Consider the following 19,814-nt stretch of genomic DNA (forward strand, 5'->3'; position numbering starts at 1 on the left):
GATTAATTTCAGTACAACTTCCTCATCCTTCTCTTCCCTTCAATTAGATAGTCTTACGCGTTTTATTATAAAAAGACTTTACGTAATTTTACTATTTTGAAAATTCCGTCAAATTTATAAAAAAAGTCTAATAATGGAGTTTAATGGTGAGTTAATTTCTAAAAATAGCGGGATAAAAGTGCAATTCACAAAAAAAGCCACAAGGAATAATTACCTTGTGGAGATGCTTCATTTATAAAGTTCTATTAGTTTCCCTAGTTATTTACTTAGTATTTGCAAATATTTTAGCTCATGCTCAGAATTAATTTTATGTCTATAATACCAGTACATCAAAAGACACTTTCCATAACCTTTTGCTATACCTAGTTCTATTGCGGTTTTGATAACATCTAAGATTTCATGTATTCCTTCAGTAACTTTATTTCTTGCACACTGATATAAAGCATGTGCATAACGGAATTTCAAATACATTTGCTGCTTAAATGGCTCTTTACTTTTTGCCATTTCTTCAAAAATATGAAAATATCGATTTAACAAAAGTTCAACGTCTTCAAACCGCCCTAGCTTTACATATACTTCTAAAATTCTAGGTAAACCAACAAACATGTCTTCCCTACCTTCCAACCAGTCAAGATACTCATCAACATATTCATATTGTTCAAATTCCAAGTATGCTATAAATCTGTTTCCTTCAGCTAATTCTCCATAATATTCATTAACCTTTGAATAACGATCTATTATGCACAAAACCTCGTCCAAAGAACCACCTAAACGAAGTAATGCAAAACCTTGATAAAGAAGTGCTCTACCATAATAATCTTCTTCATTGGAAAGTTTCTCCAATGTTTTTGCATAATACATTACCATTTTCCAATTCTGGCGAAGATAACAAGTAGCCATTATCCATAAATAAGTTGATAATTGAAACTCCTTAGTCAATTTCGTTAAATACCTCAAAACAAGTACTTCTGCCTCCCGTCCTTGTTTCGTCGTCCTTACTATGCGATATTTTCTATAATAACTTTTCGCCAATTGAATTGAATTATGATCGGACATACTTTCAATTATGCACTCATAAAGTGGTAATGCCTCCCACTCTTTATTCTCTTCAAACAGCTTTTCGGCAACTAAAAAAATTGTATTTAAATTCTTCTTAAGAATCGCTTTCTGGCTTTCATCTAAAACTTTATTAAAAATAATAGTAAGCTGATCTAAATAACCAAATGAAGCACATTTATATAAAAATTCCATACTTCTTCGTTTATCTAAAATTCTATTTTCATTAAAACATTCTTCAATATAATCTGAATATAAGGTGCCTTCAATCAGATTTAAACCTGAAGTAATAGCATCTAAATTACGTAAAGAAAGAGTTTGTTTATGATTTAAAATTCGGCTAATTTCAGTCAAATGAATACTAGAATTTCTTGCAAGTTGAGTTATATTCCAGTTTCTTTCCTTCATATGATCCATTATTTTATGAAACAATTTTAAATTCACTTTTCTTACCACCTTTCTTTAGTGATTTTGAATTATTTAGTACTTCCATAACTTTAAAATTCTTAAAATTCTAATATATCTATTAGAAATCTCTAATGAAAAACTGTCAAGGTGGCATATGGACTAATCTAGTCCATACACATGACATTAATCACAGATATTTATAGCCAATTTTTGTTTTAAAAACATATAATAATAAAATTAAAACGACTGCCCTTTCAACCGGACAGCCGTTTTCATTCATATTAAACTTTACTAATTAATTGATAAACCTTGTAAATTACCCAAATAAAAATCACTAACCAAATCATTAAAATGAATGATCCGACTATCCAATTTTTAGGTTTACCATTTTTCATCATTTCTTCTGCTTTCATTTCACAGTCGACTATTACATTATCTGGTATCAGCTTTAAAGAGATATAAATACCTATAGGAATGAGAATTACATCGTCTAAATAGCCTAAAACTGGAATAAAATCAGGGATTAAATCAATCGGACTAAAAGCATATGCTACTACACAAACGATGAATAATTTTGCATACCAAGGAACCCGTTCATCCTTGCAAGCAAAATAAAGTGTAAAGATTTGTCGTTTTAAATTCTTCGCCCAAATTTTTAGTTTTTTAAACATTTTATCTCCTAATTAGCGTTTATTTAACTCATTATATCAAAACTTATTTTCCAAAATTGTAAAAAAGTCGCAAAAAACTTTTTAATTTAAAACAAATGTTTTACTACTAAATCTTGGGCAAAAATATAAACAAGCCACCCTATAATGCCAAGTCCGATTGAAGTAACTAAGTGTATTGAATGCTGAAGCGCTACTCCTATAATCAACAACATAATCACCGTACCCGGAATACCAAGTACAACTCCATATGCAAATTTACTTAATGTTTGTACTTGTTCGCCCTGAACATTTAGCCAAATTAGACTTAAAAGACTAACGATAGGTAATGCCGCAATCAAACCACCTTGTGTGGGAAATCGGCGTGCTACTTCAGTAATCACTCCGATAATAATTGCTGAAGTAAATATTTTAATAATCGCGTACATTTTGAGCCCTCTCTTTCATTAAATTAAAGGCTTTCATAATCGTTTCTCTTTCTTCTTCTGTCATCTGTTTAAAGAGAAGCTGTTGAAGCTTTTCCTCATTTAAACTGGAGTTTTGTAACAATACTTCTTTCCCTAAATCAGTAAGCATTAGGATTACTTTTCGTTGATCAATCTTACCACGAGTTTTATAAACATATTGTTTTTCTAGTAATCGCTTAACATGTTCTGAGGCTGTATTGTGAGAGACTTTAATTCCTTCAGAAATATCCTTTATCCCTACTTCAGCTTCTTTATCGATAATTTGTAAAATCCGAACACTTTGGTGCGTAATATTTTCTTTATGCTTATAACGTAAAAGATAGTAAATATCAGTCCATAATTGGTTCAGTTGTTTTATTTCTTTATCCATTTCGAATCTCCTTATATCGTATAATACGATTAGTTCTTATAGACAGATTATATCTTATAATACGATATATGTGAAATAGAAAGTTAGGAGATTTATTACAATAAAAAAAGGGACGTCCCTCTGCCAGTTAACATGACATATGGGGAGTCCCTTTCAAAAACCATTTAAACTACCTTTCTTAAATCGAAATTGGTGGCAATGTAGTTCCTGTTTCAAGCAAGCTTTTTAAGTTACTCAAAATTGCTGGCCAGCCGTTATTTAATCCTTCAAACGTGTCATCACGATCTACTAAATCAGTAGGCTCTAGATTTTCATGTTTCAGCGTTAATCTAACTGTCGACTCTAATTCTTTCAACACAAATGTAACGATAGATGGTTCTTTACGATTCGTGGGATCGTTTGTGTGATTCCAAGTATAAGAGAGTAAGCGATTTGGTTCACATTTTAAAATTGTTCCGTAGTCTGTAACCTCGCCATTTCGTAAATAAGAAACAGTTGATCCTACTTGCCAATCAGATTCAATCGCAGTTCCAAAAAAGTATTTTTCAGTAAATTGAGTGCTTGTTAAAGCTTCCCATAGCTTTTCGGGTGTAGTAGCGATGTATGTAACATAAACAAATTGTGGTTTATTCATTGTTAGAATCCTCCTCAAGTTTTTTTAATTCACTTAATGCATCTAAGCGATTATGTTCGTACTTATTCATCCATCGCTTTGATATTTCGTTAATCGGTACTGGATTAAGATAGTGAAGCTTATTTCGACCATGCCATTCTATTACAACAAGATTTGCTTCTTCTAATATTACCAGGTGTTTAGTTACTGCTTGTCTACTCATTTCAAGAATTTGACACATTTCACTTAATGTTTGTCCGTTATTTATAAATAATTCATCAAGCAATTTTCTACGACTTGAATCGGCAAGTGCTTTAAAAACCTTATCTATTTCATTCGACCTCCCTAATATTTATATATTAAGCAACTAATAAGTTGCATGTCAAGTTCATTAGTTCATTTTTCGTATAATCAGAAATGAAGCAATCCTTGTTATTGCTCTTTTAATTTTTATACCATAAGCTAACCTATTAAATAGCTAATTAACGTAATCAATGTTTCCTATCTTCCAAAAGTTAAATGAAGATGTAATTAGCAGGATTTTCATATATTCGACAAGAATAGTTATTTGAGAATGAATAGGAATAAATAATTACTAATGAGTAGACGATCACTGAAAATAATAAATATAAATATAAATGGACAGCGAGGTAGCAGATGAGTAACACAGTAGGAAACGCTAATGAGATTTTAGAGAGAATTACCGATGGATTCTTTGCGTTAGATGTAAATTGGAATTTTACTTATGTAAACTCAGCAGCTGCCCGTCTACTTTTTCGTAAACGGGATAACTTAGTTGGTAAAAATATATGGAGTGAATTTCCTGAAGCAATAGAGTTAGCGTTTTATAGGCATTATCATAAGGCGATACTTGAACAAAAACCAGATAATTTTGAAGCATATTTTCCCCCACTCAATATGTGGTTTGAAGTGAGAGCGTATCCTTCATTAAGCGGATTAAGTGTATATTTCCAAGATATCTCAGATAGGAAGCAATCACAAACACAAAAAGATGAACATTACAAATCCCTTTTTGAACAAAATCCAGATGCAGTCTATTCTTTTGATTTAAATGGAAATTATCTTAGTGTAAATCCAGTTATGGAAAGAATGTTAGGATATAGTGAATCGGAGTTATTGCAGATGTCATTTGTACCTCTGGTAAGTAAAATAGACTTGGATAGGGCAATGGAACATTATAAAAGAGCTACGGAAGGCATTACCCAAAGATACGAAGTAAAAGCATTGCATAAAAATGGCACTGTTGTCTATTTAAACGTTACAAATATGCCGATTATAGAAAACGGTAAGATAGTTGGAGTTTATGGAATTGCAAAAGATATCACGGATCGTCAATCGGAGCAGGATGAACTACGCAAAACGAAAGAAAGACTAGAATCTTTTGTTCACAACAATGCAGATGCAATATGGGTTATTGATTTAGAAAATCGAGTGCTAGAGATTAATTGTTCATTTGAAACAATGTTTGGTTATTCAGCAAAAAGCATTATAGGGAAGAATTTACCGATTGTTCCCGATTTTCTAAATAACTTTATTCAAGAAGTACATAGTAAAGTAAGGACTGGTGTATCTGTTGTTGGACTAGAAACTATTAGAAAATGTAAGGATGGTAGTCTGATTCATGTTAGTGCAACTCTCTCTCCTATTGTTGATTTGAAAGGAAATGTGATAGGAATCACAGGAATTTGCCGTGATATCACTTCAAGAAAAAAAGCAGAGGAAACCCTCAAAATTAAATCGAAACAACTTGAATCATTTATTGAAAACAATGTAGATGGCATATTAATTTTTAATCAGAATGGTAAAGTAGTCCATTCTAATAAAGCATTTGACAAAATGTTTGGTTGGACAAGAGAAGAGATCCAGGGTGCCCATTTGTATGATTTAGGGTTTATTCCCGACGAAATTATGGCAGAAGTCAAACGATTTGAAGGTAAAGTTAAGCAAGGAATGTTTATTTTCGGAGAAGAAACAATCCGTGTTCGAAAGGATGGGGTAAAGGTAGATGTTATATTATCTGCAGCGCCCATTCACGATGCACAAGGGAATTTGGATGGTTGGTCAGTAACTTTAAGGGATATTACAGAGTGGAAGATGTCTCAAATATTGTTACAAAACACCGAAAAACTTTCTGTTGCTGGTCAATTAGCTGCAGGAATTGCCCATGAAATCCGAAACCCTATCACGGCTATAAAAGGATTCATTTATTTGATGAAGAATGGATTTGGAGATAAAGAAGAATATTTTAAAATTATGTCGTCAGAATGTGAACGAATCGAAGGAATTCTTAGCGAACTACTTATTCTAGCAAAGCCACAAATTAATAAATTGGAACATTCGGATATTCAATTGTTATTAACCCAAATTGTCGATTTATTAAAAACGGAAGCAATTATGAATAATGTTGAAATTATCACTGGGTTTCTAACTGAAGATATTCATATTAATTGTGATGAAAATCAAATGAAACAGGTGTTTATCAACTTTATTAAAAATGCAATTGAAGCTATGAACAAAGGTGGAAAATTAACTATTCAAACCCAAAAAAGGGATGAAGAAAAATTGATGATCCAATTTATTGATGAAGGAGGCGGGATGTCCGAAGAAACGATTAATAAGTTGGGACAACCATTCTATACTACGAAAGAAACAGGTACGGGCTTAGGTTTTATGATTAGTAAAAAAATCATTGATAATCATTTTGGCGAAATCCATATTAAGAGTGAGGTAAACAAAGGTACAACTATAGAAGTTATTCTACCGTTGATTAATGAAACGGCTAATTATTTAACGGAGGATTCTATCAATTGATAGAAATTAACTAATGATAAGCATTAAAAAAGAGAAATTGCCGAAACAATTTCTCTTTTTCCCTTTTATTAACCTGCAAGATCATTCGAAGGTCTAGCAGTTTGTTCTCTTTTCCCTGGTTTAACAAAGATCATGGCTACCATTCCTAATGTTACTGCGATTGATGCTGCGATAAACATTGCACTATATCCGTGTTTTGCTACTAGACTACCTGTTAAAGTAGGTGCAATAATTGTAGCTAGGTTTGCGATGAAATGTGTTACACCACCAAATGTTCCAGCTTTTTTTGGTTCCGTATCTAATACTACTGTCCAATAAATTGAGTTTGGTAAATAGTTAAATGCATTACCAATACACATTAAGATTAGGACTGCTGTAGCACTGTGAACTGTTGGAATCAGCATGAAACAAATTGCTGTAAAGAATAATGAAATAACTGTGAACCAAGATCTAGCAATACGTAAATTTCCTGTTTTTCTAAGAAGTGAATCTGATATTTTCCCGCCAAGTAATCCTGTAAAAATAGCTCCAATCCATGGAATCATCCCAACGATTCCTAGTGATGCTAATGAAAATCCGAATTCATCTTGTAAATATTTTGGCGTCCAAGTAAGTAATAATATATTTACATATAAAAAGGCAAAATAACCAATTGCATTCATTACTAAAGTAGGATTCTTGAAAAAATAATACCACGGTGTAGATTCTTGTTCACTTTTTCCACTAACAGGATTATTCAAACGGATTAACTCAAGTTCTTGTTTTGTGACGTTTGGATTTTCTTCTGGCAGGTTTGTAAATACTTTAGACCAGATAAATGCCCAAATTAAACCAACTACCCCAAGAATAATAAATGTCACTTTCCAACTTGCAACTGATAATAGAGCAACTACGATTGGTGCAGTAATCAGTGCTCCTACTGGTGTACCTACTAAACCAAGGGCAACTGCAAACCCTCTTTCTTTCGGTGAAACCCAGTTAGCCATTGTTTTATTCATTGTTGAGAGCGTAGGTCCTTCTGCAAGTCCAAATAATACTCGGAAAACTGCAAATCCAGCTAAAGCTGATCCACCAAATAAAGTCGCACCTAAATTACCAGCAAATACAGTGCCTAATTCAAAAATTGACCAGGCAGTTGCCGCAAGTAACCACATAAATTTAGGACCTTTTTTGTCGGCGAAAGCCCCACCAAATAATGCTCCGAATATATACCCATACCCAAAGTAACCTAAGATTTCACCCCAACTTATAGGACTTAATCCAAACTCCTTAATGATCTCAGCCTGTGCATACGCTATTGCACCTCGGTCGATATAATTAACGATCGTGATCATAATGATCATAAAAATGATAAAGAATCTATAATTATTTTTCATTAAAGCTAGTTCCTCCTATTAAATTTTAATCAGAAGGGACCCCCATTGATTTATCATTTTCTACTACTTAAACAATCTTTACGCCTTTTTTCAAAACAGATTTCACATGGTTAACGCCGAATAAATATTGTAATTCTTGATAGTTTTTAACATTCCATAATACAATGTCCGCTTGTTTTCCAACTTCAAGTGAGCCGATTTGATCTTGGCGATTAATAGCACACGCAGCATTATATGTTGCTGCTGTTAAGCTTTCAGCCGGAGTAAGTCTCATTGAAATACAAGCTAAGTTCATTACAAGTGGCATGGAAGTTGTTGGCGAAGAACCTGGATTGCAGTCAGTTGAAATAGCTACAGCTACCCCTTCATCTACCATTTTTCTTCCTTTTGCAGCATCTTCACGTAAATAAAGTGCTGTTGCAGGAAGAAGACAAGCAATTGTTCCTGATTCAGCCATTGCAGCAATACCTTCATCAGAAGCTTTTAATAAATGCTCGGCTGAAATAGCACCAACTTTTGCAGCTAATTCCGCTCCGCCATACGGTTCAATTTCATCAGCATGAATTTTTGGAATTAGATCATATTTCTTACCTGCTTCTAAAATTCGCTCTGATTGTTCTGGCGTAAATACACCTTTTTCGCAGAAAACATCATTAAATTCAGCTAGTTTTTCTTCTGCGACGATTGGTAGCATGTCGTTAATTAAGTGATCAACAAATTCATCTTCTCGTCCTTTAAACTCTTTCGGCACTGCATGAGCACCCATAAAAGTAGGAACTAATTCAACTGCATGCATATATTTTAATTTTTTCATCACTCTTAACTGCTTTAGCTCGGTTTCTAAATCCATTCCATAACCGCTCTTACTTTCTACAGTTGTCACACCGTGTGCAATGAATGAATCTAGACGACGCATTGTTTGTGCCATCAATTCTTCTTCAGTCGCTTCACGAGTCATGCGGGCAGTCGCATGAATTCCGCCACCTGCATTCATAATATCCATATATGTTGCACCTTCAAGACGCATTTCAAATTCACGCTCTCGGCTTCCACCATACACAACATGTGTATGTGGATCCACTAGACCAGGAGTAACAAGTTGGTTTGATGCATCAACTACTTCTGCTTCATGAATTTTTTCTGCATAGCGAGTTTGAATTTCTTTTGTTGTACCAACAGCTTGGATAACTCCATCTTCAATCCATAAGCTACCGTCTTCAATTAAACCAAGCTCTGACATTGCTTCCTTTGAGCGAGGTCCTTTCACTTTTGAAGCAAGCGTTGCTAATTGAGCTGCATTTTTAATCCAAATTGGTTTTGTCATTACTTATCAGTCCCTTTATCAAGCATTGGAATATTTACTCCTCTTTCACGAGCAGTTTGTTTAGCTAGCTCATAACCTGCATCTGCATGACGAACTACACCCATTCCAGGGTCAGTTGTTAATACGCGCTCAATACGTGCTTCTGCTTCTTTTGTACCGTCTGCAACAATTACAACACCAGCGTGTAAAGAGTAACCCATTCCTACTCCACCACCGTGGTGAACTGATACCCAAGTAGCTCCACCAACTGCATTAATCATTGCATTTAAGATTGGCCAGTCAGCTACTGCATCTGATCCATCCATCATGCTTTCAGTTTCACGGTTTGGAGATGCTACTGAACCTGAATCTAAGTGGTCACGTCCAATTACGATTGGAGCTTTTAATTCGCCACTTGCAACCATATCATTCAAGATTTTACCGAAACGAGCGCGCTCTCCATAACCTAACCAGCAAATACGAGAAGGTAAACCTTGGAATTGAACTTTTTCCTGAGCCATACGAATCCAATTACATAAATGCTCATTATCAGCAAATTCACGTAAAATAGCTTGGTCAGTTTTGTAAATATCTTCAGGATCACCTGATAATGCTACCCAGCGGAAAGGTCCTTTACCTTCACAGAATTGTGGACGGATATAAGCTGGAACGAATCCTGGGAAATCAAATGCATTTTCTACTCCTTCATCCTTCGCAACTTGACGGATGTTATTACCGTAATCAAATGTCACAGATCCTTTTTCCATCATTTCAAGCATTGCTTTTACATGAGTTGCCATTGAAGCTTTTGAACGAGCAACATAAAGTTCTGGATTTGAAGCTCTTAATTCTGCAGCTTCTTCTAATGACATCCCTGATGGTGTATAACCGTTTAATGGATCATGAGCTGACGTTTGGTCAGTTAATACTTCTGGAATAAAGTTTCTAGCAATCATTTCTGGTAAAATATCAGCAGCATTTCCTACAAGTCCGATTGATAATGCTTTTCCTTCTTTTTTCGCTTCTTCAGCTAGACGTATTGCTTCATCTAATGAATTTGTTTTTACATCCGTATATCTTGTTTCAATACGACGATCGATTCTAGTTTCATCTACATCGATCCCGATACAAACTCCGCCATTCATTGTAACAGCAAGTGGTTGAGCTCCACCCATTCCACCTAGACCAGCAGTAACAGTAATTGTACCTGCAAGTGTGCCATTGAAATGTTGTTTTGCTAATTCAGCAAATGTTTCGTAAGTTCCTTGAACAATACCTTGAGAACCGATATAAATCCAGCTACCTGCTGTCATTTGACCGTACATCATTAAACCTTTTTTATCTAACTCATGGAAAGTATCCCAATTAGCAAAAGCAGGTACTAGATTCGAGTTAGCAATTAAAACACGTGGTGCATCAGTATGAGATTTAAAAATCGCTACTGGTTTACCAGATTGAACTAATAATGTTTCATCGTTTTCTAAATTCTTTAATGAATCAACAATCGCATCGAAGCACTCCCAGTTACGAGCTGCTTTCCCAATTCCACCATATACAACAAGATCTTCTGGACGCTCTGCTACATCTGGATCTAAATTATTCATTAACATACGAAGAACTGCTTCTTGTTGCCAACCTTTTGTATTTAATTCCGTACCTCTATATCTAACTACTTTATCGACTGTAACCGTATTCATAATTTAATACCCCCTTGATGTGATATTTTCAGTCTAACACGAATTTTCCGATATTTTATTATAAAATAGTGATTATTTTATAATTCATTTCACTACCCTTAACTTTAATTTATATTTTTATAAACTATTTCATTTTCTATTAATTAATTAGTCTATTTTAAATGAAAACTATAACTATAAAAAAGGGATAAAATAAGTGATGTTGAATTCATTAATTGATTAATTCGAAAGGTGGTATCGTCATGAAATCAACCGTTTCCCCAATTGCTAATAAAGTTAACTACGTTTTTATCCATGTAAAGGATCTAAAAAAATCAGTTAATTGGTATTGTAAACTCCTTGGTATTACGCTCGATAGTAGCCAGATTGAATCCCCAGTTTTCAACATCCCAGTAACAGGTACTACTGGACTTACATTAGATGATCATAATTTTGATCCTAATTTTAAGTTTGAACCTTCAAAAAATGTGTTATTTAATTTCCACACTGAAAATATAGACGTTGCTTATAACTTTATGAAAAAAAATAATATTACAATCGTAAAAGAAATTGAACGTATTGGAGAATTTGCCTATTTTAACTTTGAAGATTTGGATGGGAATGTGTTAATGATTTGTACTAGTTAATATGGGAGAATGGTAGGAGAAAATCCAAAATTTAAAGCCTGTATGATCGATTATTTTGTAAATCGACGATACAGGCTATTTTTAAGCATTTTTATATAATTTACGGATCATTCTGATTTGGCCACGGTGATTGATTTCGTCCTCAAATACATGAAACCATTTAAAATAATTTGTAGCTTTTGCTCTTCCAAACTCTGTCTGCTCATATAACCACTCATCTGAAAGTGAATTAAATTTTGCATAAGTTTCTTCTCGAACCGAGTTTAAAAGATTAATATAATAGTCTGCATCATTGCCTTTAATCGTCTTTCTAGCATGATCATCTAAATCTAAACCAGGTAACCATTTCACTTCTTCTTCTAAATTTAAATCTCGATTTTCAAATGTATTAAGCTGATACCAATACTCAACTCCTGCCATATGAGTTAATAACATCCCAATGGTATTACCTGTTGGGGTATGCAAATAATCTAACTCCTCCACTGAAATATCTTTAATAGCTTCCAAAGTTGTATATCTTACATAATTCATCATTGAAATTAATGTATTAAAATCTCCTTTTACGCCGTCTTGTTCTCCAACCAATAGTAATTTGTTCCATTCGTACATAGTTGCAACCTCTTTCATTTTCTCTACATAAAATTTGATTTTATAATAATTAATAAATTGAAAAAAGTTAATTATGATGCATCAGCATGAAGTCGATGCTTTTTACAGCAATTACACTGAAATAAATAACCTTGTAAATTACCATCATTTTTCAAATTATCTTTAAACTCTTGAATGGATAATCCATACTCTTCACATAACCTGTTTAGATCAGCCTCTATTTCATTTTCTAAATGCTGAACTTCTTCCCATCCAACATAATCAATAATCGAACAAAAATCTCCACAATGACTAAGCCAATATTCTTGTTGCCACCCTGTATAGCCAGGAGTTCGATAAATCAATTCATCTACAAATTCATCACTGTCAACTTCATCACAAGATTCTAGGTCTTGAAATTCCCCATCATATTTTTGTGCTGCTGAACCATCTGCAATGCACCATGGACAAATACCTTCAACATCTTCCTCTGAGAAAAATGGACCTTCATAAACAAAATTCCGTTTTTGTTCACAAACAGGACAAATTGTCACTTCTTCAACTATGACACCTAATTTTATTGAATTTGGATTGTATTTAAAATTTGGTAGTTTCACTATTTTACCGCTTTTTCTAGTTAATTTAACGCTCTTATGTTTTCACTGTTACATTATACTAATATGACAAAAAAAGACTACTATAGCAATAGTAGTCTTTTAGTGGTATACGTTAGTGTTTTAAACAACATCCTACAATCCTGATCGATAAACTAAAGGAGTACACCCCTCAAGTTGTTTGAACTTTGCATTAAAATATGATTGGTGAGAATAGCCAACTAATCTTGAGATTTCATCTAGTGGTAAGTCTGTTTCATCTAATAATCGTTTTGCTTCTCTAATTCGCACTTCATGGAGCGTCTCTCTAAACGAATGATTTGATTCGGCTGCAAAGCGACGGCTTAGTGTGCTTTTATTAATTCGAAGTGCATCAGCACAATCCGTTAAACTCCATCCTGCATCCCAATAATTCGATTCAATTAGCTCCCTTGTTTTCTCAACTAATGTACGATGACCTTCTTGGGAAGAATCATGACCTTGTAGTAATAGACTTGTTGTAAAATCAAGCAACTCTTGAACAATTTGATAGATGATCGGTCCATGTACAATTTTTTGGAAAATGTCATAATAAGTTCCTTCCCATGATGCATTTTGAAGATTATTTGACTTCATATATCTTCTTATTTGTGCAAGAACACTTGTTAATCGGATTCGGACAATTTCTGGATCTGGGTATGGCTGCTGAAAGGTTAAAAATTCTCGTTCCATCCAGTCTCGAATCGCTTTTGCATCTCTTTTTTCTAGCATTTCAATCCAGTGGCGTTGCTCTAGAGGTGTAAGGAATGGATCCTTCTCTTGATATGGCATTGGTTCGTTTTCAGCCAAAATAATATCATAACCTTCAAAGAAGATTCTTCGTGTTAACTGAAGTGTTTGCTCGAAAATATCTTTTAATGTTTCCTCCCTTGCTCCAACTTTCATGACGATCGCAAGAGGCTCATCCATCATTTCTTTCCAACGAGCAAGAAATGCATTATATTCGTCCTGCAATAACACTTCATCAATTTCATGTACACATAAAATAAAGTCAGACCCTACGAATAAACGATTTTTCCCGGTAAAAGGATTTCGTTCTAATGCTTTATAGACAAGAGGTAGCGTCCCAGAATTTGGTGTCAAAAATGCAACCATCGTAATCGGACCATCATACATTCTTTCATTCAAAAAAAGGTCAGGATAATCTATATTAAATGGGTTTATTTCTTCATTAATGTTTCTAGTAAAGTATCTTTCTTTATTACGAATTTGATAGCGTAATTGTTGTATATGCTTAATTAAATCAGTTGGAGAAAACGGGCGAAACAATACATCCTCTGCTCGATATTGTAATGCAAGATAGGCAGTTTGAAAAATTCGCTCAGATGAAATCCCTAACCAACGAATTGAAAATTTTTGGATTAAATCACCAAATCTTTCACTCTCATTTTTCCAATGATCCATATCAAATATGACCAGGTCAGGCTGCTGCTTTTGAATAGCCTTTTCAAATTCTCCCATCGTTTTCCAAGAAACAAGGTTAATACCAGTAAAGTGCGATTCCACGACCCACCTAATCCCTGAAGCTTCTAACTCATCTTTTGCAACTAAATGAATTTCCATCGTGTTTCACCTTCACTTCTAGCTTTTTTATATCATAATAGCAAATTTATTTTGTTTTTGTAGATTAAAAACGCTTAATTAATCGTTTTTAATGAAATAGTATTTGAAGTGATTGTTAAATCTCAAATTTTCCTTCTAAAAAAAAGCACCTCAAAAGTGTGTAAACTTTTGAGGCACTACTAATGAGTATTATTTCTGATTATACGGTGTAACAGGAGGCATGATATGTACTTTTTTATTTGGATAGATTCTTGCAATCACTGTTGATTGTGATAATCGTTTAATATCTTTGCCAGGTAGCTCCATTGATACACCATTCAGTGCAGTCTTATAAACATGCCTAATCGTATACGGTACATGTTGATCTCCTAGAAGTGTTTTTAATTCTTCCTGAAATTTTGCATGACTTTCTTCTACTTGCTTAGTTGCCTCTTCCAAAGTAAGTTGTTTTCCAGCTGCCTCTGCTTCCTTTACAGCTACCACAGCAGGCTTTGTTTTAAATTCAATAATAATCGAAGTCATTTGATTCGTTGAAAAATCGATTGATGGATCTACAAAAAAAGAAGGGTTCATTGTAACATTCGCCACCTTTGTCTCATCTGAAATTTTAGTTGTATTAAGTGTATTCCCATTACATCCGCTCATGATAAAAAGCATTAAAATAAATAAAATACTTCCTCTATAAAAATTCTTCATATTTACTTACATCCCCTTCAAAAACTGTTTAATAAAAAAAGACAATCTATCAGGATTTTATCCTTTAGAGTGTCCTTTCAAACATTATTTAGCGTAGATAAACAAAGTATACGAGTAACGAACATTTATTACATCCTATAGTTATCATTCAAAAATTCAATATGATAATTAATCGTCCTTAAATATTGTTTTGTTGTATCTTTGGAGAGACTTTTAATCCTCTTTAACATATGAACACTTAATACTTTTTCATTGTTATAAATTCTATATTTTTTTAAAGTTGAAAGTCTATGATTATATTGACTTGCTTTTACTTCATTTAGTTTTTTTACATTTATTAGATAATCTGTAAAGTTCATAATTGCCCCTCCTACTTATATAGAACAACGATTTTTCGTAAAAAGAACTAGTCCTATTATTAAAACCTACTTAGGACTAGTTCTTTGTATCATTCTATTTAGCATGTCTACTAATTATACCTCTAAAGTTTTATTTGTTTTCTTCCACAAGATTCATTGGTACTAGGAGATGGACTCCCCCCTAAGGTGAGCTAGTTATCTTATATTTCACTAATCTAAAGCATATATAAAAACCCCTCTAGCAGACTACTATAGCTATCTACTAGAAGGGTTTGTCTCATTTAATTATTTAATTGATCCCTAACTCTTCCTTAATATCATCAATCGTTTTACCCTTATATTTTTTAACCGGTTTTGGTGCATCCCCAACCGTTGGATTTTGCATTAAGTAATTTTTCTCAAAGAAAGCAAAATCTTTTGCATCAACAATATTATCAAAATTAATATCTGCGCTTCGTTTATTCGTACCCCAATATGTTTGGATGTATAATGCATCCATTAAATCGATTACATTGTCTTTGTTAACATCTCCTGCAATTGGTGTACTAAAGTTTACTTCTGGATTCCAGTGTGCAGTTGGCGTACCTTCGTCATCTAAAAAGCCTACATGGAAAGGCACATACATTGTGAAATGACCGGGTATATCAAGTGAAGCATTCATTTCTTCTAATGTAACTGGTAACTTTTCAATGGATGGTAAACCTAATGAACTAATGACTCCCGGATAGCTTTTTCCGCTTTGATCCTTTACAGAAAGAACCGCTCCAATTTTTGAAGGGTCTACCCTCCACGAATTTCTACCTTCTCTTTTCAATGAATCCGGTATACTAATGCCACCAGATATTTTTGATTTAATTGGTTGGCTCCAAATTGGTGTAATTGTTGAAAACATGGAGATCGTTTGGTTTGTCTCATTTACATAAGACGCTGTTGGTGATTTGAAAGTTGATAGCATATTAAACGTGTCATCTTTTATCCTTAATGTTACTTCTGCAAAAGGTACATCACCTGTTACTTTACTGTCTGTCATTTCTACATTTACTTTTAAAGAACCAGTTGGAACAGAGGTAGTTGTCAGTTTAGCAGTACCAAACTTTTCAATCGCCGGATTCAATTTCACGTCTAAAACCTCTAATTGGCTACTTGTAAATGCAAAACTAGTATCAAGCTTTTTCGCATCTATAAGATTACTAGCCGTTAATGTCACCTTAATATTTTCACCTTGATTTACGATCTTTTTATCTACACTTCCATATACAATTGGAGTGCCTTCCGGAATAAAAGTATAGTATTTATAACGGTCACCGATCGCCGCTGAATTATACCCTGCAAGTTCTACATTAAAGCTTTTCGCACTTATTGGAATATTGTATGTGAAGTTTCCGGTTGCATCCACGTGAAATCCGTTTGAAAATAATGAACTATTATTCTTTTCCATGACGAAATTGCCAGATTGATTGATTGAAATGCCTTGTTTTCTGTATTCATCCTGAGTCATATCAAACACTTTACCTGAAATTGGATAAGACGTCGTACCAGGCTTATACTCGATTACTCCTTCTTCTAAATCTGTTGTAAATTTGGGACCTGTAATATCAATCATTGTATGGTCAATCATCGTAAAAGTTTTACCGTCTCGATTTGTACCAATTATTTTTACTTTATAATGTCCAGGTCCATACGGTACCTTAACCTTTGTAGTTGATATTGGTTGCTTCGGATTTCCAGTGAATGGAAAATAATAGCCTCCAAATACTCCGTCTTGATAATAATCCGTATTTTCATTCATCTGAGATGAATGAATTGTTCCTAAATAGCCAATCTCTTGATCTGTTTCACTGTCTAATAAGACAAAATCAATTGTTTCCATACTCGATCTAGTGTTGAAAACTACTCCTGTTGTGTAATTTAATAAAGGATAGAAATTATTGTAGTCTGAAGTCTGCATCTTATTGTATGTTTCCATTGAATTAAATCCATCTTTTACATAATGAACACCAAATGGAATTTGATAGTTTTCAGTTGAATCAGCATTATTTGTAAATACAATATAGCCTTCGTAAATTCCTTTTTCCGCAGATTTTGGAATGTTTAAATTTAGTTTAATAGATTTTGAACTAATTCCATTTAACTTTACTGATGTTGGACCTGATATCGCTACATTATTTTTTGCAGCATCTTTTGAACCTCTAAGACCTGTTTGGAATTTAGCTTCGATACTAAAGGTTTTTGCTTTTTCACTTCTATTTTTTAATGTAATATTTCGTGCTGAAGTTTGATCTTTATCATTAAAGCTAATTGAACCAAAACTCATTGCACCAGTTAACTCACTAATTGATTTTTCTTTTCCATCAATAATTGTTGGTGTTTTATCAACAACACTAAATTCAACATTTGAATGAATAGCTTCATAAGCATCTACTCTTCCACTACCAATCTCATATACACTGTAATCTTTCGATAAAGGATCAGCCGTATTCATTAGGATTGATTTTAAGTCTGCAGGTTTTAAATCTTTATTTGATTGAAGTAATAATGCTGAAACTCCTGCAACATAAGGAGTTGCCATTGATGTACCAGATAAGCGTTCATAAGCGATTTTATAATCTTCAGGCTTCGTACCGTCTGCTGCTTTATTATTTATATAAAATGGAACAGTTGAAAGAACCGCGACACCAGGTCCAGTAATTTCGGGCTTTATGTCATAATTCACTCTTGAGGGACCTCTTGAGCTAAATACTGCTAATTCATCATCTGGTGTTTTAACTTTCGTGAAATCACCAAATGTGAAATCAGTATTACCAGATTTCATCGCTGTTGAGATAGCCAATCCGTCTTCATATGAAACTGAAAAACTAGGAATTGAATTGACAGATTCACCTAAATACGCTTGGATAAGTCCTTCTGCTTTATTCACTTCATTATTATAAATAATAACGCCAGCTGCGCCTTTACTTTTTGCTAGTTTAATTTTATCGACGAATGCTGTTTCCCCACGGGAGATAAAAGCTATTTTTCCGTTTACATTTTTACCATTATAATCTGCTACTTTTCCAAGCCCGACATCTACTAATTTAAACGTTTTTCCTTTTAATGAATTTAAGTCATCTGTATAATTTCTTGCCATTTCTCTTACAGTATAATTTTTACCATTTTGTAGTCCAGCAAACTGAAACATATTAATCGCTGTTGATGAAGCTCCAACAGTTAATGCTAAAGCTGATGAACCTGGAGATCCAAGCGTATACATTTGATCTCCACTATTCCCTGCAGCTACTACAGCAGTTACACCGCTTAAAACTGCATTATTTACAGCCACTGATGTAGCATAAAGAGGATCATTAATTGACGCTCCTAAAGACATATTAATGATATCCATACCATCTGCCACAGCTTTGTCTAACGCAGCAATAATATTAGCAGTTATTCCACTACCATATGGTCCTAACACTCGATAAGCATAAAGATCTGCTTCCGGTGCAGCACCCAGTGTTTTATACTCACTATTAGCAACACCACGACCACCAATAATTCCAGCAACGTGCGTACCGTGTTCAGTATAATATGTATTTGATCCAGCAAGCTCTGGTTGACCTGATTTTTTCCAATCCGCATATGTAGTTTCCATCGGGTCGCTATCATTATTAACGAAATCATAACCACCTTTATATGCATCTTTTAAATCAGGGTGATTATAATCAATTCCAGTATCAAGAATTCCGATTTTGATTCCTTTTCCTGTAAAACCTTCTGCATGCAAGCGATCTAAGCCATCATATGGAGAATAATTTGCTACATTAAACTCATCAGCCTTTAACTGTTCATTATTTTCTGCCTGTTTAGGTGGATCAATTGAAAACTTTTCATTCTTCCAAACAGCTTTAACCGCTTTTAATTTTAAAAGGTTTTTAATTTGATTGGCCGGTATGCTCATCGCTACACCATTGAAAGCATGCTTGTATGAGCGATTAATTTTAAAATTTACTTTTGATTTTTTTTCATCAACTAAAATCTTACTTACATCTTCTTGGAAATTCTCATGGTCCTGTTCAACTAGTTTAGAAGCTTCAGACTGCGATAATTGTTGACCTTCTGCACTTGCTTCTATTTGTGCAACTTTTGCCGGTTTATTGGCAAACTCAACGATTACACTTGTTTGTTCATTGGAATTTAAATCTATATCCGATATTTGCAGACCTTTCGACTCATTTGTTGATAGCTCATTTAAAGCTGCCCTTTGCGTTGGTGTTAATTTCGCAAGAATATCTTCTGCTTTTGAATAACTTTCAGCTTTTGAAACATGATTTACATTTCCTAAAGAGGCAAAAATCAAACTTGATGATAGCGCTACGACACCCATACCTTTTAGAAAATTTCCTTTATATAAATTACTCCCCATCCTCTTCCTCCTATTTTCCGACTACGTAATCAATTATTCTGAAAATTCAATCGGAGGTCAAACGGGTTATTTTAATGCTGTAACATCAACACTTTTAAAAAAACTGACTACTTTCGACTATTTTCGATACAAAAATGAGG

The 19,814-nt window shown here is 33.8% G+C and carries 17 protein-coding genes; 2 read left to right on the top strand and 15 right to left on the bottom strand.

The window, feature by feature from the left end:
• Window positions 1–258 precede the first annotated feature (258 nt).
• The 6 genes from COE53_RS13080 to COE53_RS13105 all read right to left on the bottom strand — a co-directional run bounded on the left by COE53_RS13080 (window position 259) and on the right by COE53_RS13105 (window position 3,934).
• Complete coding sequence (locus tag COE53_RS13080) at window positions 259–1,500, bottom strand: helix-turn-helix domain-containing protein (protein WP_091022573.1); 1,242 nt, start codon at window positions 1,498–1,500, stop codon at window positions 259–261.
• Window positions 1,501–1,745: 245 nt separating this feature from the next.
• Window positions 1,746–2,135, bottom strand: a complete 390-nt coding sequence (locus COE53_RS13085) for a YkvA family protein (protein ID WP_098948222.1) — start codon at window positions 2,133–2,135, stop codon at window positions 1,746–1,748.
• Window positions 2,136–2,221: 86 nt separating this feature from the next.
• Window positions 2,222–2,560, bottom strand: a complete 339-nt coding sequence (locus tag COE53_RS13090; protein WP_069035050.1) for a DUF3147 family protein — start codon at window positions 2,558–2,560, stop codon at window positions 2,222–2,224.
• Window positions 2,544–2,969, bottom strand: a complete 426-nt coding sequence (locus COE53_RS13095) for a MarR family winged helix-turn-helix transcriptional regulator (RefSeq protein ID WP_091022577.1) — start codon at window positions 2,967–2,969, stop codon at window positions 2,544–2,546. Before COE53_RS13095 ends, COE53_RS13090 begins: the two co-directional genes overlap by 17 nt.
• Before the next feature lie 178 nt (window positions 2,970–3,147).
• Window positions 3,148–3,603 carry an SRPBCC family protein gene (locus COE53_RS13100; RefSeq protein WP_069035052.1) on the bottom strand — a complete coding sequence of 152 codons (456 nt, stop codon included), beginning with the start codon at window positions 3,601–3,603 and terminating at the stop codon, window positions 3,148–3,150.
• On the bottom strand, window positions 3,596–3,934 hold the full coding sequence (locus COE53_RS13105; RefSeq protein ID WP_069035053.1) for an ArsR/SmtB family transcription factor: 339 nt from the start codon (window positions 3,932–3,934) through the stop codon (window positions 3,596–3,598). Before COE53_RS13105 ends, COE53_RS13100 begins: the two co-directional genes overlap by 8 nt.
• Before the next feature lie 305 nt (window positions 3,935–4,239).
• Here COE53_RS13105 and COE53_RS13110 point away from each other — a divergent pair, with 305 nt between their 5' ends.
• Window positions 4,240–6,414, top strand: a complete 2,175-nt coding sequence (locus COE53_RS13110) for a PAS domain-containing sensor histidine kinase (RefSeq protein ID WP_091022582.1) — start codon at window positions 4,240–4,242, stop codon at window positions 6,412–6,414.
• A 68-nt stretch (window positions 6,415–6,482) separates the two neighbouring features.
• Here the strand turns inward: COE53_RS13110 and COE53_RS13115 are convergent, their stop codons facing one another.
• The 3 genes from COE53_RS13115 to hutU all read right to left on the bottom strand — a co-directional run bounded on the left by COE53_RS13115 (window position 6,483) and on the right by hutU (window position 10,790).
• Window positions 6,483–7,790 carry an MFS transporter gene (locus tag COE53_RS13115; protein WP_091022584.1) on the bottom strand — a complete coding sequence of 436 codons (1,308 nt, stop codon included), beginning with the start codon at window positions 7,788–7,790 and terminating at the stop codon, window positions 6,483–6,485.
• A gap of 67 nt (window positions 7,791–7,857) precedes the next feature.
• A complete protein-coding gene (hutI, locus tag COE53_RS13120) occupies window positions 7,858–9,114 on the bottom strand; it encodes an imidazolonepropionase (protein WP_091022586.1) in 1,257 nt (418 codons plus the stop codon).
• A complete protein-coding gene (gene hutU / locus COE53_RS13125; RefSeq protein ID WP_069035057.1) occupies window positions 9,114–10,790 on the bottom strand; it encodes a urocanate hydratase in 1,677 nt (558 codons plus the stop codon). The genes hutI and hutU overlap by 1 nt, the downstream gene beginning before the upstream one ends.
• A 242-nt stretch (window positions 10,791–11,032) precedes the next feature.
• Here hutU and COE53_RS13130 point away from each other — a divergent pair, with 242 nt between their 5' ends.
• Window positions 11,033–11,416, top strand: coding sequence for a VOC family protein (locus COE53_RS13130; RefSeq protein WP_091022588.1), 384 nt, complete (start codon window positions 11,033–11,035; stop codon window positions 11,414–11,416).
• 81 nt (window positions 11,417–11,497) lie between these two features.
• Here the strand turns inward: COE53_RS13130 and COE53_RS13135 are convergent, their stop codons facing one another.
• The 6 genes from COE53_RS13135 to COE53_RS13160 all read right to left on the bottom strand — a co-directional run bounded on the left by COE53_RS13135 (window position 11,498) and on the right by COE53_RS13160 (window position 19,674).
• Window positions 11,498–12,025, bottom strand: a complete 528-nt coding sequence (locus tag COE53_RS13135) for a DinB family protein (protein ID WP_091022590.1) — start codon at window positions 12,023–12,025, stop codon at window positions 11,498–11,500.
• Between the two features lie 71 nt (window positions 12,026–12,096).
• The gene (locus COE53_RS13140) at window positions 12,097–12,621 is read right to left on the bottom strand and encodes a CbrC family protein (RefSeq protein WP_091022592.1); all 525 of its coding nucleotides are present in this window, start codon (window positions 12,619–12,621) and stop codon (window positions 12,097–12,099) included.
• Window positions 12,622–12,753: 132 nt separating this feature from the next.
• Window positions 12,754–14,220 (bottom strand): response regulator transcription factor, encoded by a 1,467-nt coding sequence (locus COE53_RS13145; protein WP_091022594.1) that lies wholly within the window; start codon window positions 14,218–14,220, stop codon window positions 12,754–12,756.
• Window positions 14,221–14,409: 189 nt separating this feature from the next.
• Window positions 14,410–14,916: a protease inhibitor I9 family protein gene (locus COE53_RS13150; protein ID WP_254664633.1), complete on the bottom strand. Its 507-nt coding sequence runs from the start codon at window positions 14,914–14,916 to the stop codon at window positions 14,410–14,412.
• A 128-nt stretch (window positions 14,917–15,044) separates the two neighbouring features.
• Window positions 15,045–15,275, bottom strand: coding sequence for a hypothetical protein (locus COE53_RS13155; RefSeq protein ID WP_069035062.1), 231 nt, complete (start codon window positions 15,273–15,275; stop codon window positions 15,045–15,047).
• Between the two features lie 289 nt (window positions 15,276–15,564).
• Window positions 15,565–19,674 carry a S8 family serine peptidase gene (locus tag COE53_RS13160; protein WP_098948223.1) on the bottom strand — a complete coding sequence of 1,370 codons (4,110 nt, stop codon included), beginning with the start codon at window positions 19,672–19,674 and terminating at the stop codon, window positions 15,565–15,567.
• Window positions 19,675–19,814: the final 140 nt, after the last annotated feature.

It is taken from the genome of Bacillus sp. AFS029533, from assembly GCF_002585125.1.
Taxonomy (GTDB): Bacteria; Bacillota; Bacilli; order Bacillales; family Bacillaceae_G; genus Gottfriedia; species Gottfriedia luciferensis_B.

Bases quoted from the DNA above. Each gene is read 5' to 3' on its own strand.
- COE53_RS13150 (WP_254664633.1), bottom strand. From the start codon at position 14,916: ATGAAGAATTTTTATAGAGGAAGTATTTTATTTATTTTAATGCTTTTT.
- COE53_RS13090 (WP_069035050.1), bottom strand. From the start codon at position 2,560: ATGTACGCGATTATTAAAATATTTACTTCAGCAATTATTATCGGAGTG.
- hutU (WP_069035057.1), bottom strand. From the start codon at position 10,790: ATGAATACGGTTACAGTCGATAAAGTAGTTAGATATAGAGGTACGGAA.
- COE53_RS13095 (WP_091022577.1), bottom strand. From the start codon at position 2,969: ATGGATAAAGAAATAAAACAACTGAACCAATTATGGACTGATATTTAC.
- COE53_RS13130 (WP_091022588.1), top strand. From the start codon at position 11,033: ATGAAATCAACCGTTTCCCCAATTGCTAATAAAGTTAACTACGTTTTT.
- COE53_RS13100 (WP_069035052.1), bottom strand. From the start codon at position 3,603: ATGAATAAACCACAATTTGTTTATGTTACATACATCGCTACTACACCC.
- COE53_RS13160 (WP_098948223.1), bottom strand. From the start codon at position 19,674: ATGGGGAGTAATTTATATAAAGGAAATTTTCTAAAAGGTATGGGTGTC.
- COE53_RS13145 (WP_091022594.1), bottom strand. From the start codon at position 14,220: ATGGAAATTCATTTAGTTGCAAAAGATGAGTTAGAAGCTTCAGGGATT.
- COE53_RS13110 (WP_091022582.1), top strand. From the start codon at position 4,240: ATGAGTAACACAGTAGGAAACGCTAATGAGATTTTAGAGAGAATTACC.
- COE53_RS13085 (WP_098948222.1), bottom strand. From the start codon at position 2,135: ATGTTTAAAAAACTAAAAATTTGGGCGAAGAATTTAAAACGACAAATC.
- COE53_RS13135 (WP_091022590.1), bottom strand. From the start codon at position 12,025: ATGTACGAATGGAACAAATTACTATTGGTTGGAGAACAAGACGGCGTA.
- COE53_RS13155 (WP_069035062.1), bottom strand. From the start codon at position 15,275: ATGAACTTTACAGATTATCTAATAAATGTAAAAAAACTAAATGAAGTA.
- COE53_RS13115 (WP_091022584.1), bottom strand. From the start codon at position 7,790: ATGAAAAATAATTATAGATTCTTTATCATTTTTATGATCATTATGATC.
- hutI (WP_091022586.1), bottom strand. From the start codon at position 9,114: ATGACAAAACCAATTTGGATTAAAAATGCAGCTCAATTAGCAACGCTT.